Genomic DNA, 14,466 nt, shown 5'->3' with positions numbered 1-14,466 from the left:
GCATTAACAAGGTCCTCAAAGCTCTCTCAAAGGTTCGCATTAGAGAATAATAAAGAACTGATGCTTTCCGTCGGACGGATGCTAGGCTTGCAATATTCGAAGTGAATTTTTGATTGTTGCGGATCGGTCTGACAATTCTCGCGCAACCACAACCATCCCTTCCACGTCTTGAATATTCTGTTGGACAACACGTTCCGTATCGGATATCGCCTTTTCGAGTTTGTCCCTTTCTTTCACTTGAAATTTTATCGCTTCTGTTACTTCGGCAGCCTGTTTGGTTACATTTTCGACGACTTTTACAATATCCTTTCCGTGTTTTGCTTGTTCCACTGTGGCCGCAGTAATCTGACGCACCTGTTCCCGGGCATTCGCTACACCCTTAACGACTTCTTCGACACCGGCGGCCTGTTCATTCGTCGCCTGAGCCACCATAGCGGCCTGTTTGGTTACATTTTCTACCGCCTTTACGATATTTTCGCCTTGCTTTGCCTGTTCACCAGTTGCTACGGTGATTTGAAGCACCTGTTCACTGGCATTCACTACACCCTTAACGACTTCTTCGACGGCGGCGGCCTGTTCCTTCGTCGCCTGAGTCACCATAGCGGCCTGTTTGGTTACATTTTCTACCGCCCTTACGATATTTTCGCCTTGCTTTGCCTGTTCACCAGTTGCTACGGTAATTTGACGCACCTGTTCACGAGCATTCACTACACCCTTAACGACTTCTTCGACGGCGGCGGCCTGTTCCTTCGTCGCCTGAGTCACCATAGCGGCCTGTTTGGTTACATTTTCTACTGCCCTTACGATATTTTCGCCTTGCTTTGCCTGTTCACCAGTTGCTACGGTGATTTGACGCACCTGTTCACGGGCATTCGATACGCCCTTAACGACTTCTTCGACGGCGGCGGCCTGCTCCTTCGTCGCCTGAGTCACCATCGCGGCCTGTTTGGTTACATTTTCTACCGCCCTTACGATATTTTCGCCTTGCTTTGCCTGTTCACCAGTTGCTATGGTGATTTGACGCACTTGTTCGCGGGCATTCACTACACCCTTGATGACTTCTTCGACGCCGGCGGCTTGTTCCTTCGTCGCCTGAGTCATCATTTCTGCCTGAGTGGTTAATGCGCCTACGGCCATCACGATTTGTTCGCTTCCCTTAGCCTGTTCAACCGTAGCTGAAGTGATCTGTCTGATTTCATTCGTAATTTTTTCGACTCCGGTTACTATTTTTTCGATGGCTATACCTGTTTCATCCGCCAATTTGTTTCCTTGTTCGACTTTTACCATACCGATCTCGATGGCTTTGATGGCATCAGTTGTTTCGCTTTGGATTCCTTTAATTAATTGGGCAATTTCTTTGGTGGCTTTTGCGCTTCTTTCGGCGAGCTTCCTCACTTCATCGGCAACAACGGCGAACCCTTTTCCGTGTTCACCAGCCCTTGCAGCTTCAATTGCGGCGTTAAGTGCCAAAAGGTTGGTTTGCTCGGCAATGTCGTCGATGACTTCAATAATGCTTCCGATTTCTTCCGAGCTTTTCCCCAGATTAGTTATGACGCCAGAGGCCTGTTTTACGACATCCGCAATTTCTTTCATTCCCGTGAGGGACTGACTAACCGCCTTTTGTCCATCTTTGGCATCCGTTTGAACCTGGTCCGCAAGTGAATTCACATTTTGCGCATTTTTAGCCACCTGTTCAATCGAAGCCGCTATTTGCTGAATCGAAGCAGAGGTATCGCCGGCGATTTTCTGCAATTGGTCTGCATTGGCAGCAATGCCGCGAATCGATTTTCCCATCTGCTCAATGGATGCGGAGATTTGTTCAACCGAACTGGCTGTGCTTTCAGCATTTCCGGCAACCTGTTGAATGGAAGCCACCATCTCCTGGATAGCATTCAAAGTTTCTTCCGCCGAGGCGGTCAAGCTCGCCGCATTATCGGCTACGCCTTGGATCGATTGCCCCATTTCTTCAATGGAAGCGGAAATCTGCTCCACAGAACTCGCTGTACTTTGGCTATTTCCGGCAACCTGTTGAATGGAAGCCACCATCTCCTGGATGGCATTCGAAGTTTCTTCCGCCGAGGCGGTCAAGCTCGCCGCATTATCGGCTACGCCTTTGATCGATTGCCCCATTTCTTCAATGGAAGCGGAAATCTGCTCCACGGAACTTGCCGTACTTTGGCTATTTCCGGCAACCTGTTGAATGGAAGCCACCATCTCCTGGATGGCATTCGAAGTTTCTTCCGCCGAGGCGGTCAAGCTCGCCGCATTATCGGCTACGCCTTGGATCGACTTCCCCATTTCTTCAATGGAAGCGGAAATCTGCTCCACTGAACTTGCCGTACTTTGGCTATTTCCGGCAACCTGTTGAATGGAAGCCACCATCTCCTGGATGGCATTCGAAGCTTCTTCCGCCGAGGCGGTCAGGCTCGCCGCATTATCGGCTACGCCTTGGATCGATTGCCCTATTTCTTCAATGGAAGCGGAAATCTGCTCCACTGAACTTGCCGTACTTTGGCTATTGCCAGCAACCTGTTGAACGGAAGCGACCATTTCTTGGATGACTTCCGATATTTCACTGGCGGAAGCAGCCAGACGATCTGAATTTTTGCTTACCCCTTCAATGGATTTCGATATCTCTTCAACAATGTCGGATGTGGATTCAATGGCTGAAGACTGCTGGCTGGTCCCATGAGAAATCTGTTCCGTCATGACGGCAAGATCCTTCAGATTTTGCTCTAATCTTTTTGAATCGGTTATAGCCGCTTCAATGGTTTCGGAAACTCCTGCAGCTTTCATAAATTTGTGAGCAAGTTTTTTCATCAAAGTGCTCATGGAATGTTTTCCTCCCTTTTTTCAACTTCGTTGATGATGAAATTTATTTCCAGCTTGTTTAACAAGTGATCGAGATGAAGCAATATAATGAGACGATTGTCCATTTTACAGATTGCTCCCATATAAGCCGTTTGTGTAGTAACGATCGTATCAGGAACCGGTTCCAAGCTGTTTTCATCGATTCGCAGCACTTCTTTCACTTCGTCGACCAATAATCCGATAACTCTTCCTTGGGAGCGGGTTATAATAATGCGCTGTTTTTTGGACTTAATCGGTTCTTTCAAAAATTGAATTCTAAGATCGATTACCGGTATGATTTCCCCGCGAAGATTGATAACTCCGACTATGGATTCGGGTGCTTTTGCGATCGATGTGACTTGAGGAACAAATATAATTTCATATACATCTGTAATGGGAAGCCCGAATTCCTCCGTTTCTATCCGAAAGGTAACCAACTGCTTGATGGCTTGGGCAGATGTCAACGATGAGTCCCTCCTTACTGTGAAAAATGGATATGGTTAGACCACATCATCCATTACTTCGGATTCGATAGACTTAAGGTTATTTGCCAATTTGAATACTCCGGTTACATCCAAGATCAGCGCTACGCTTCCATCGCCCAGAATCGTGGCCCCCGAAACGCCTTCGACCTGTCCGATATAGGAACCGATGGATTTTACTACAATTTCTTGGCTGCCGATCAATTCATCGACAACCAAACCGAGCCGTTTTTCTGCCAGTCCGACAACCACGATAAATACATGCTTTGTTTTTCTTTTGCCGCAGGACATTCTAAAAAGATCGTGAAGACCGATGAGTGGAAGAATTTTTTCTCTGATTTTTACAACAGCTTGTCCCTTAACGGAGTGGATTTCTTTTTTCGATATACGGACGATTTCGATCACACTGTTCATGGGCAAGGCATAAGTTGTTTCCTGCAACTTGATCAGAAGTCCTCGAAGAATAGCTAAAGTTAAAGGCAATTTAATCGTGAACTTCGTCCCTTCGCCCAAACGGGTTTCTACATCGATCAATCCGTTTAATTTCTCGATATGATTTCGGACAATGTCCATCCCGACTCCGCGTCCCGATATATCACTTACGGATTGGGCTGTCGAAAAACCAGGAAGAAAAATAAGTTGAATCCATTCCTGTTCCGACATCATTTCGGCATCTTGCGCAGTAATCAATTGTTTGCGTATGGCGGATTCTTTTACTTTCTCCGCGTTAATTCCCGCCCCGTCATCCTCTACCGTCAGCACCACTTGATTTTCTTGATGGGACGCCCTAATCTTTATCGTACCTTTAAGGGATTTTCCCCGTTTTTTTCTAACTTCTACTTCTTCTATACCGTGGTCTATGGCATTCCGGATCAGATGAATCAACGGATCGCTAATTTCCTCTATGACTGTCCGATCCAGTTCAGTTTCTTTCCCTTCAAGCAGCAGATTGACTTCCTTGTTTAACGTCCGGGCTAAATCTCGTACCATTCTTGGAAATCGGTTGAATAATCGCTCGACGGGAAGCATTCGCGTCTTCATCACGGATTCTTGAAGTTCCCCAATGATTCGGCTGAAATGATTGGAAATTCGCTCCAAATCATCGATCGTTTCATCCGTAGAGTAACGATCGCGCAACAAATTTCCGACTTGGGCGATTCTTGTCTGGTCGATGACCAATTCACCAACCAAATTCATAATGCTGTCCAAGTGTTCCACATCGACGCGAATCGTTTGTCCTATTTTCTTTTCTTCTTTTCTGCCCTGGTTTGGGATCGGGTTGTCCGGCTCCGAGTCCTTATTGGCATCTGTCAATGGCACGAAAGCATCAACCAAATTGTCGTTTGAAAAAGGCACCACTTCGGCATCTTCAACATCAATAAGCTGGCTCAGCAAATGTTGAAGGGCATCGGAATCCGCGTTCGTCTTGACGATATAGGAAATTTCATTGAGGTTTGTTTCTTCGATGACGCTGTCCAATTCCGGTTCCGACGACATAACGGATCCCCACTTCTTAAGATGATTTAACACAATATGGGCCCGAGGAAGCTTCATCTCACAATGTTCGGATAAACGAACTTTACATCTCCACTTTTTTAATTTCTGTTTTTTGTCTTCAAACAACTTACTATTCGATTCGAAGTTCTCTTCCGTCCTCTTTTCCAATTGCCGCAATTGATGCACGATGGAATCGATATTTGTTTTTGTAACACCTTCTTGTTCAATTTCTCTTTTCAACCAGTTTAAATGATCCAAACATTGAAATAGGATATCTACAACCTGCTGCGTCACCGGTAGAAGTTGATTTCGAATCTTGTCAAAAATATTTTCCATTTCGTGGGTCAATTGTTTTATTTCCTCGAAACCCATCGCAGCGGATGAACCTTTTAATGTATGAGCAATCCGAAAAATATTATGTATGATTTGCGGGGAATCGCCTTGCTGTTCCAAATTCAGGATCTCTATTTCCAGTAATTGGAGCAATTCTTCCGCTTCAGACAAGAAAACTCCCATCAATTCCGAACGATTCATATGGGTTTCCCCCTTACCCTACAAGAACATGTTCTAGATTTAAAATGCCGATAAGTCCTTCTTCCGACTGGCCAATCCCTTGAAAATAACTGCCATCAACTCCAGAAACAATTTCGGTAGAGGGCTGTATATCGGAAAATTTGATCACTTGATTAACTCCATCTACAACGATGCCGATCATTTCTTCGTTATGATTCACCACTACGATTCTCGCTTTATGAATTACGGACGTCTCTCCCAATTGAAATCTTTTACGCAAACTGATGATCGGCACAATTTTACCCCGAATGTTCGTAACACCTTCCAAAAAAGCCCTACTGTTAGGTATTGCTGTTATTTTTTGCATTTTGATAATTTCATAAACTTCAGAAATCTTTAGAGCGTATTCTTCTGTGCCCAGTTCAATCACGATATACTGGTCTTGCTGTAAAACTTCCACTATTTCACCCCCTAGATATTCACTCAACCAAGGAATGCGGATTCGGATAAAAGATACGGCGGATCGTTCTGGGAAAGATACTGTCTGTCATATTCTGAATTCATGGTATGGTGCAGTTCAATAAAGTACGATTCACTCATCTGTAAAAATACGGTCAAAACATACGGATCAAATTGTTTGTTTCTATTTTCCCATAGCTCGATTTTGGCATCCGCGAACGTGATGCTTTTACGGTAGGGCCGGCCCGAAACCATGCAGTCGAACGCATCCAATATGGCACAAATTCTGGCGCAGAATGGAATGTCACCGGCAGCCAAACCGAATGGATAGCCCGTTCCATCCGGACGTTCATGATGATAGAGAACCGCGCCGGTAACATCCTGATCGGTAATGCCCTCATTCCGTAAAAAATCGTTTCCCCAGATCGGATGTTGCTTCATCAAGACCCATTCATTGTGGGTCAGTACGGAGGATTTTCCTAAAATCGATTTTGGAACGAAAATTTTACCGATGTCGTGTAAAATGCATCCCAGCACAAGTTTTTGGGTTTGCTCTTGATTTAAATTTAATTCTGCGGCTATTCGTCTTGCCATATTACTAACGCGAATACTGTGATGATAGGTAGACGAATCGTGTAACCGCAATTTGGACAGCCAACTTGCGATTCGTTGATTCAATGTGGTGTCCCTCCGTTTAGAACATATTGCAAATAATGCGAAACACGATGTACAATGTCGCACAATGTTGATTATTCGACATCATGGAGGAGAAACAACCAAGATGAATCAAGTTATGGTATTACCGGAACAACAAACAGAGCAGAAAAATCGAACGTACACAGATGACCAAATCGTGTCTATGTTCCTAAAAATGACTTGCATGGAATCTGAATTCACCTTGAGAAATTACAGCAGAGCGATCCAATTATTTCGTCAATTTCTATCCTTCAAGCCGCTTCGTGAAGTAACATGGAAAGAGGTCGAGGTATTCAAGATCAGTTTATCTGAGGGGCTTTGCAGTCCTAGTAAAAAGCCCTTATCCCCTGCTTCAGTAGCAAATTTCCTTGCTCCTATTCGTTCGCTATACAAATGGGGGAGTGATCCGAATATTGGTCTATTTACGGTAAATCCAACAACTTGCATCCGCTCCCCCAAAGTACCGGTAACCAGCAAAAATCATTATCTGACGAAAAAGGAAGCAATACATCTCCTAATCGAGCTAAAAAAATCAGGTGAACGCAACTATTTGATTGGCCTATCTTTAATATTAATGGGATTACGAGTATCGGAACTGGTTGCAATCGAATGGGGGCATTTCCACTCGGATCCCGCTGGCATTTCCATGTGGTTAACCGTCGTTGACGGCAAAGGGGGTAAACAAAGAGAAGTGAAGGTTCCCAAAAAACTCTGGATGATCTATGCAGAACGTTTTTCCCACTATCGACCGGAACAACGTCTGTTTCCCCTAACGGTCAGGCAGGTCGAAAGAATTATGCAGAAAGTTCGTAAACAAAGCGATCTGAGAAAGGAACCAACCCCACATTGGCTTCGACACACGAATGCAACGCTTGCTCTTCTTAACGGTGCCTCTTTGCAGCAAGTTCAGGAAAATCTGGGTCACGCTCACATTAATACGACTCAAAGGTATTTACATACGATTGAACAATTGAACAAAGCTGCTCCTGATTACGTAGAGGAATGTTTCGCGGACATTTTATAGGCCTATTGGCATAAGGAATTTTATTGGAAATGGTTGCAAATGGAGTTCCTTAGGACTATAATTGTACAATAAATAAATTGTCGAATAATCAACATTGTACGACCAGTATGGAAGGTTGCACATTTTTTTTCAATAAAATTTATACACAAGGCAAACCTATCGAAAAATAGGGACGCAAATCCATGGGTCTAAATACCCAGTGATATGATCGCCAGGTTGCTGAGAAATAAGACCTACCTTACTGCAATGGGTAGTTTTTTTGTTTTGCCTGTCTATCTATGCACTATGATAGTCGCAAGCTTGGGGTAGTCCCCCAGGGGCTGGGGATAGATCTCATAGATTAGACAATATAGACGTTTCATTGTTGAGAGCCCCTACATTTGTGCCGGCGTGACAAATGGAACAGCATCCATTATGATGTTATATGGTCACGTATCAAGAAGAATGATTCGATGAACCAAATGGAACGCTTACCTTGGCTTTTCGCCGCTGGCGACGGGCAAGCGGGTCAAATTAATTTAGGAAGTGATTTTTTGAATAGTAAATTGCAGTCTGACTGTGAAAATTGCTTTGGGTTATGTTGTGTGGCCTTACCCTATACAAAATCAGCAGATTTTGCTTTTAATAAAGAAGGCGGAGTCCCTTGTCGTAACTTGTGTCCAGATCATCGTTGCAGCATACATGAACATCTAAGAGATCAAGGTTTTCATGGGTGTGTTTCCTATGAATGTTTTGGTGCTGGACAACATGTTTCACAAGAAATTTTTAAAGGTAAAGATTGGAGAAAGAATCCAGAGTTATCAAAGGAAATGTTTGCAGTATTTCCTATTGTTCAACAGTTGCATGAGATGCTTTGCTACTTAAGTCAAGCTTTAGATTTAGAAGAAACTCAACCCATCCGGAATGAATTGCAAAGCGTTTTCGATAAAACTTTATCTCTAACTAATCTTAATCCGAAAGATATTCTTAATTTAGATGTACCGGCTCATAGAGAAATCGTGAATCATTTATTACTCAAAACAAGTGAATTCATTCGAAAAGAATTCATTCAAAGTAATAAGGAAAGCAAGATACGCAAGGATTTTATAGGTGCGAATTTAAAAGGTGCTAACCTACGAGGTATGAATTTAAGAGGGGCATTGTTGATTGCATCTAATTTGAGGGGCGCTGACTTAAGAAAAGTGGATTTTATTGGTTCAGACTTAAGAGATGCTGATTTATCAGGTGCAAATCTTACCGGAAGTATTTTTCTTACTCAAGCTCAGGTTAACTCGGCTAAAGGTAATAAAGAGACCAGATTACCTCGTTACTTAAAAGTTCCTGCTCATTGGTTAAAACATTAGTAATTAAATAATGGAAATGGTTTTAAACAAACGAAGGAAAATTATGCTTAAGTTAAGGGTTACAACGACAAAAAAGTCAATCATTCGGCACTGAGGGGGTATGTAGAAGAAGAGCGTCTTCCTTAGCCGCCCCTATCATAATAAGTTCAAAAAAAGAAGCGGGCATTCTCCCGCTCCGTTACGATATCCGCCAATACATCTCAACTCTTAGTCTTTCCTGACTAACAGTGAGCAGCACTCCACAACATTATCCGTTCATGGTGCAGCAACTGGGACGAGCTCGCTACCTTCTTTAAGTATCCACCTGATCTGTGCAAGCTGATCTACACGACCAATATGATCGAGAGCTACCACCAGCAGCTGCGGAAGGCAACCAAGGGAAAAAGCAATTAATTTGTTGTTTTTCGGAATATACTTCCTTTCGGTAAATGGATCATACTCTTTATTGTCCCTATAAGTAAAAAACCGATGATACTACCGGTGACATTTAAAATGATATCATCGATATCAAACTGTCCAATTTTAAGAACAAGTTGTAAGAATTCGATTGAAAAGCTGATTAGAATTGACGCAGCAAATACTTTCGTGAAGGTTTGGTATTTTTTAAATAACAGAGGAAGAAAAATTCCTAATGGTAGAAAAATTAAAATATTCCCTAATGTGTTATTGATGATTATATCTAAGTTAAACCGGTCATATCCAGTTATGTATTCCATCGTATTTTTAAAAGGGATGATATTCGAATTAAACTTTAAAGCTTCCAAATCAAAATATCCTTCTGAATTCGGTGGAATAAAAACATAATAGGGGTTCGCAAAACCGTTTGCATAATCTGTAATACGTATAATCATTCTCTGAAATAGCAGCTTAAACAGAATGATCAAGGAGTACAGACCAAATAAAATCCATGTTCCCATCTTGAATACCTTATAAAAGGGAAATAACGACTCTTGTAAACCATTTATCAATTGTTTTTGTTCCCCGAAATTTTCCAGTGCTTTTTGCGTCGCTTCTTCATTTGTAAAACCTTGTTCTATATATTCATTTTTCAATAAGTATAGATGATCCCTCATTTCATCAATGATTTCCCTTTTTTGTTCCTCGCCGCAATTTAATTCGCTTACAATTTTATCAATATAGGTTTCGATTTTTTTATCCACGCGATTCCCTCCGAACATACTTTTATTAAATGATTGATTTGATTCCATTCTTTTAATTTCTTTTCCAATTCTTTCTTTCCATCTTGTGTAATTCTGTAATATTTTCTTCTCCCGCCGCTCTCGGAATTTCCCCAATACGATTGCAGCCATTCTTTATTCTCTAATCTTTTTAAGGCGGGATACAGCGTTCCCTCACTCATGTTGTACAGTTCATTACTATTTTCCTTCAATATCTTTACGATTTCATAACCGTACATGTCCCGTTTATCTAGGAGTGACAAAAGCAAAATATCAATACTGCCTTTCATGATCTCTTTGTCCATACCTGCACCTCACCTTCAAAATCAACCGATTACATCGTATCACAATAATACATCGCATTACAAGGTTGAGTAAAGAAATTCGATCTAAGCACCCGAATGAACTGAATCCGTTTGATCGTCTTTTTGGATGGTTTGCAATTTGCGGAACCGGTATCCCTCGCGGCCGTGCTCGTGAAGCCCGTCCTCCTGACTTACCAATTATAAGGGAATTTTTATAAAATGACTGAGCGTTGCCCTGCAGGACATGCACGCTTCAGTAGCCAGTCCGATTTCTTAATTGATCGCCGTTGTGGTCTTTCCCACTCCACCTTTCTGGTTGGCCAGAGCAATCACCTTCGGCACTTGACTTTCCTACCTTCATGCAAAAAGCCGGTTACCTTTATATTTGAGGCAACCGGCTCTTTGAAAAATATGCTCTTTGTATTCAAATCCATGTTTTATGTAGGGCTTGTTCCAATTAACAAACCAAGCGTCTGACACGAAATCATTCCAGTAAAGGACAAATCCTTTTGCTTTTACTTTCCACTCACAGAACCCATTATCGGAACCAAATATTTCATACATTTGATATTCGCAGTGCTTTTTTCGGTCAAATTTCAGAATTTCTAACTCCTTGAAATTAGTACATTCAATTTGTTGTTAAATGTTGTCGTCCAAGAATTTAGTTGCTCTACTTGATATTGGTTATGTGAAAACCAATCGACACTTATCAGTGTTCTTAGCAACATTAAAAGGGTTAAGCGGATGCTCCAAAAGAATGTTGATTGATTCAATATCAACTATTATTTGAATAAATCTCCCATCAGATTGGAAACTGCTTGATCGCTGTACATGCCGCCAGGCGTCCTTTGCTTGAACGGAAAATAAGTCGATTGCAGCGCCGTCGCGAGGTGCGTGCTATCTGCGTTCACCGTTATTTCAAACGAAATTTGTTCATGAATGTCCGAACCACGAAAGCTGCGCGATCCGCTTCCGCATTCGTCGGAACCGTACACCAGAAGAAAACGAACTTATAGAGCTTGAAACCCGTGCAAAAAAGTTAGACCCTTATGAGCAGCAAATCTTGCAGTGGCTGCGGGAATACCCGGATCTGTCCGCAACACAAATCCTGGCTGGCTGAAAGAGCGCCATGCCGATTTTAAAAATCGGAGCGAGCACCGTCAGAAGTTACGTCCACCAATGGGCGAGCAAATGCAAGTGGATTTAGGAGAAGTGAAAATAAAAAATTTGCAAGGCATCCCGGTGAAGTTATGGTTCATCACGTTCGTTCTCTCCCACTCCAGGTATAAATTCATCCATTGGCAAGACCGTCCCTTTGTCACCAAGGACGTGATCGACGCGCACGAACTTGCCTTTGTCTATTATGGCGGAATGACTCGGAAGATTGTGTACGACCAAGTCATTTGCTGCTTGCGAGTAAAAACTACGGCGACTTGATCCTGACCCATGAATTTGCATCCTATGTACGCCAGCGCGGCTTCCACGTTCGCATGTGCCGGAAACAGGATCCCGAAAGCAAAGGGCGTGTGGAGAATGTCGTGAAATATGTGAAACAAAACTTTGCCCGCCATCGGATGTTTGTCAGTGTAGATAAGCTCAATGAGGAATGTTTGTCCTGGCTGGATCGGACCGGCAACACCCTGGTTCACCATACGACGAAAAAAATACCAGCCGAAGTGTTTGCCATCGAAAAGCAACATCCTTCGCCCGATCCTAGAAAAAATAAAATCTCCTAAAATGAGTATAACAAGGACCGTGCGAAAGGACAATACCATCTGGTATGAAGGCAACCGGTACTCGGTTCCGCTTGGCACATATGACGGCACTGCCAAAGAGGTCGGTGTACAAGCATGTGAAACCAGACTGCGGATCTATGATTTGGATACTAGAGAGTATCTGGCCGAACATGAACGTTCCTTTCTGAAAGGGCAACTCATTCAAAACACCAATCACCGACGAGACCGAACCAAAGGTATCCGTGCTTATTTGGAAAGCGTGACAAGGCAGTTCTCCGACACGCAGCTGGCTGCCGCCTACTTGGAAGCCATCTGCCAAAGGCAGCTACATCGGACGAAGTAAAGCCGCTGCAAGGAACGGATCCGGCCCAATATGCAGGAAAAAATAAGAAACCCTCCATATTATTGGAGAGCAGTTAACTATTACTTAATATTTGCAATACGGCTTCAGGCTGCTGATTCGCTTGAGCTAACATGGCTTGGGAGGCTTGAGCGAGAATATTATTTTTTGTAAACTCCATCATCTCTTTTGCCATATCAACATCTCTTATTCGTGATTCTGATGCCGTTAAATTAATTTTATAATTTGAAATATTATTATGAATGTGTTCTAGTGCATTTTGATATGCACCAAATTTAGCACGCTCTGATGATACTTTTTCTAATGCTTTATCTATTTTAGAGATAGCAGATTCTGCGCCTTGGCTGTTTGAAATGTCAATATTATCCACATCAAGTGCAGTTGCTCTCGCATCAGTTAAGAGGATTTGAAATGTATCGCTTGAGTTTGCACCTATTTGTAAACTTCTCCACGTAACGCTACTTGTTTCATTAATTACTCTGAAGTTTGAAATTGTATAACTACTACCATTCATTTCCCTTTCAAACTTTAGAACCCCGTTATCGTTTACTGCGATTATACCTGCACTTACATTATTGAATTCATTATTTAAAGCACTGATTAAACTCGTAGCTGTATATGAACCAGGTGATAGTGTTATTACCTTTTTAATACCTTCGTCAACAGTAAACTCCCACTTATTCTGTCCAGCTCTTACCGTTATTCCGCTTATAATATCAATATCCGTTTTTAGATAACTGGTTGTCTTTGGAGTCCATACATCTCCTAGCTGGGATAAACGCAAAAACAAGGGATTAAGTGCATTGCCTGACACTAATTGAATTGCATTTTCCGAACTACTGTAGTTATGTGTGAGCTTAAGAATATAATGCTTATTTCCAGGTCCAGCACTCATATTTACTCCAATTGAAGGTGACATTGAAGCGGTAATACTAGCACCTACATTGGCAAATTGATTATTTAACTCCGCAATCAGTTCATCTCTACTATACGAGCCTTCAGTAAGAACAATTGTTTTAGATACCCCATTTTCAATAAAGTTTAACGTATCATTAATGCCTGCTTCAACAGTATACCCTACGGAAAAATCAGCTTCTCTTCCCCAAACTTCATAATTTCCACCAAATTGGGGTTCTGCTGCAAATATCTCATTAAATGCTGTCCCTTCAACCTCAATCGTATGGTTACCTGGAATTGTACTCGTTAATAACGTTCTCATATGAGTATCATCCCAGTCACTATATACATCAGATAGTGTAACAGGTGCGCCTAGAGCAGACAGCTTGGTATTAATATCATTGTATAATGCAGTAGAAGAACCGCTGTAGAATCCTGGCGATATATTAATGGAGTACGCTGTACCATCAAACTTGATTGTCAACCCATCATTAACTCCAGAAATAATATTTATTCCACTTGCCGTATGTATGTTCTCACTGTTTCCAATCAAAGTTGATCTTGTTAGTGAGGATATATTATCACCAACATATGTAGAAAAGCTTACTGTCGTTAAATTACTGTTTTCAACATTTAAAAGGTTAATCCCATTAAATTGAGTGAGATTTGCAATATCATCAATTTCTTGTTTTAACTGCATTATTTCCTTCTGAATCATATATCTATCTTCATCAGTTAATGTATCATTTACCGCTTGGACAGCTAATTCTCTAGCTCGTTGCAAATTATCAGTTATTTCTGTTAATCCACCTTCTGCTGTTTGAATTAAGGATATCCCATCTTGAATATTTCTCTCCGCTTGCTCTAATCCTCTGATTTGTGCCCTCATCTTTTCAGATATTGCTAGTCCTGCTGCATCATCTGCCGCTCTGTTAATGCGTAAACCCGAGGATAGTTTTTCTAAAGAATTCCCAATAGATCTATTATTTTTGTTAAGTCTATTTAATGTATTTAATGCTGATATATTATGAGCTATTCTCACGAAAACCACCCGAGGTGTAAATACTAATTGATATATTTATCGACTGATATCAATGAATAATTTAGTATAAACTACCTTACTTC

General features: G+C 41.9%; 14 protein-coding genes, 1 pseudogene and 1 riboswitch. Of the genes and pseudogenes, 6 read left to right on the top strand and 9 right to left on the bottom strand.

Features of this window, described 5'->3' with window-relative positions; all coding sequences use genetic code 11:
• Positions 1-81: 81 nt before the first annotated feature.
• Genes IJ22_RS23760 through IJ22_RS23740 form a run of 5 tightly spaced genes read right to left on the bottom strand, consistent with a single transcriptional unit; the run spans position 82 to position 6,479 of the window.
• Positions 82-2,832 carry a methyl-accepting chemotaxis protein gene (locus IJ22_RS23760; protein ID WP_235594208.1) on the bottom strand — a complete coding sequence of 917 codons (2,751 nt, stop codon included), beginning with the start codon at positions 2,830-2,832 and terminating at the stop codon, positions 82-84.
• Positions 2,829-3,314: a chemotaxis protein CheW gene (locus IJ22_RS23755; RefSeq protein ID WP_062410543.1), complete on the bottom strand. Its 486-nt coding sequence runs from the start codon at positions 3,312-3,314 to the stop codon at positions 2,829-2,831. The genes IJ22_RS23760 and IJ22_RS23755 overlap by 4 nt, the downstream gene beginning before the upstream one ends.
• A 36-nt stretch (positions 3,315-3,350) precedes the next feature.
• A complete protein-coding gene (locus IJ22_RS23750) occupies positions 3,351-5,363 on the bottom strand; it encodes a chemotaxis protein CheA (protein WP_062410542.1) in 2,013 nt (670 codons plus the stop codon).
• Between the two features lie 13 nt (positions 5,364-5,376).
• Entirely contained in the window at positions 5,377-5,802 is a 426-nt protein-coding gene (locus IJ22_RS23745; RefSeq protein WP_171005960.1) for a chemotaxis protein CheW, read from the bottom strand.
• A 23-nt stretch (positions 5,803-5,825) separates the two neighbouring features.
• Positions 5,826-6,479, bottom strand: coding sequence for an HD-GYP domain-containing protein (locus IJ22_RS23740; protein ID WP_074727449.1), 654 nt, complete (start codon positions 6,477-6,479; stop codon positions 5,826-5,828).
• Positions 6,480-6,582: 103 nt separating this feature from the next.
• On the opposite strand from IJ22_RS23740, the gene IJ22_RS23735 reads away from it, so the two are divergent.
• From IJ22_RS23735 to IJ22_RS26160, 3 genes and pseudogenes are all read left to right on the top strand, one after another.
• Positions 6,583-7,521 carry a tyrosine-type recombinase/integrase gene (locus tag IJ22_RS23735; protein ID WP_062410541.1) on the top strand — a complete coding sequence of 313 codons (939 nt, stop codon included), beginning with the start codon at positions 6,583-6,585 and terminating at the stop codon, positions 7,519-7,521.
• Between the two features lie 139 nt (positions 7,522-7,660).
• A riboswitch (cyclic di-GMP riboswitch) is annotated at positions 7,661-7,745 on the top strand.
• A 309-nt stretch (positions 7,746-8,054) separates the two neighbouring features.
• A complete protein-coding gene (locus IJ22_RS23730; protein WP_054820286.1) occupies positions 8,055-8,864 on the top strand; it encodes a pentapeptide repeat-containing protein in 810 nt (269 codons plus the stop codon).
• Positions 8,865-9,110: 246 nt separating this feature from the next.
• Positions 9,111-9,251: pseudogene (locus IJ22_RS26160) on the top strand (transposase); the annotation flags it as partial.
• A gap of 2 nt (positions 9,252-9,253) precedes the next feature.
• On the opposite strand, the gene IJ22_RS23725 reads toward IJ22_RS26160, so the two are convergent.
• The 3 genes from IJ22_RS23725 to IJ22_RS25895 all read right to left on the bottom strand — a co-directional run bounded on the left by IJ22_RS23725 (position 9,254) and on the right by IJ22_RS25895 (position 10,680).
• The gene (locus IJ22_RS23725; protein ID WP_062410540.1) at positions 9,254-10,024 is read right to left on the bottom strand and encodes a VanZ family protein; all 771 of its coding nucleotides are present in this window, start codon (positions 10,022-10,024) and stop codon (positions 9,254-9,256) included.
• Complete coding sequence (locus IJ22_RS23720; RefSeq protein ID WP_054820355.1) at positions 9,985-10,347, bottom strand: PadR family transcriptional regulator; 363 nt, start codon at positions 10,345-10,347, stop codon at positions 9,985-9,987. Before IJ22_RS23720 ends, IJ22_RS23725 begins: the two co-directional genes overlap by 40 nt.
• A gap of 273 nt (positions 10,348-10,620) precedes the next feature.
• Positions 10,621-10,680, bottom strand: coding sequence for a ParA family protein (locus tag IJ22_RS25895; RefSeq protein WP_249929688.1), 60 nt, complete (start codon positions 10,678-10,680; stop codon positions 10,621-10,623).
• Positions 10,681-11,415: 735 nt separating this feature from the next.
• Between IJ22_RS25895 and IJ22_RS23710 the strand changes: the two genes are divergently transcribed.
• The 3 genes from IJ22_RS23710 to IJ22_RS23700 all read left to right on the top strand — a co-directional run bounded on the left by IJ22_RS23710 (position 11,416) and on the right by IJ22_RS23700 (position 12,426).
• Entirely contained in the window at positions 11,416-11,784 is a 369-nt protein-coding gene (locus IJ22_RS23710; protein WP_145862566.1) for a DDE-type integrase/transposase/recombinase, read from the top strand.
• A gap of 101 nt (positions 11,785-11,885) precedes the next feature.
• Entirely contained in the window at positions 11,886-12,083 is a 198-nt protein-coding gene (locus tag IJ22_RS23705) for a hypothetical protein (RefSeq protein WP_145862565.1), read from the top strand.
• A gap of 19 nt (positions 12,084-12,102) precedes the next feature.
• Positions 12,103-12,426 (top strand): Mu transposase domain-containing protein, encoded by a 324-nt coding sequence (locus IJ22_RS23700; RefSeq protein WP_062410537.1) that lies wholly within the window; start codon positions 12,103-12,105, stop codon positions 12,424-12,426.
• A gap of 73 nt (positions 12,427-12,499) precedes the next feature.
• Here the strand turns inward: IJ22_RS23700 and IJ22_RS26920 are convergent, their stop codons facing one another.
• Entirely contained in the window at positions 12,500-14,383 is a 1,884-nt protein-coding gene (locus tag IJ22_RS26920) for a flagellin N-terminal helical domain-containing protein (RefSeq protein WP_062410536.1), read from the bottom strand.
• Positions 14,384-14,466: the final 83 nt, after the last annotated feature.

Origin of the sequence: Paenibacillus naphthalenovorans, from assembly GCF_001465255.1 — a bacterium.
GTDB lineage: Bacteria > Bacillota > Bacilli > Paenibacillales > NBRC-103111 > Paenibacillus_G > Paenibacillus_G naphthalenovorans.
This window is presented reverse-complemented; position numbering and strand designations above follow the sequence as displayed.

Excerpts from the sequence above, each read along its gene's own strand:
- IJ22_RS23750 (WP_062410542.1), bottom strand. The coding sequence starts at position 5,363 with ATGAATCGTTCGGAATTGATGGGAGTTTTCTTGTCTGAAGCGGAAGAA.
- IJ22_RS23720 (WP_054820355.1), bottom strand. The coding sequence starts at position 10,347 with ATGGACAAAGAGATCATGAAAGGCAGTATTGATATTTTGCTTTTGTCA.
- IJ22_RS23735 (WP_062410541.1), top strand. The coding sequence starts at position 6,583 with ATGAATCAAGTTATGGTATTACCGGAACAACAAACAGAGCAGAAAAAT.
- IJ22_RS23760 (WP_235594208.1), bottom strand. The coding sequence starts at position 2,832 with ATGAGCACTTTGATGAAAAAACTTGCTCACAAATTTATGAAAGCTGCA.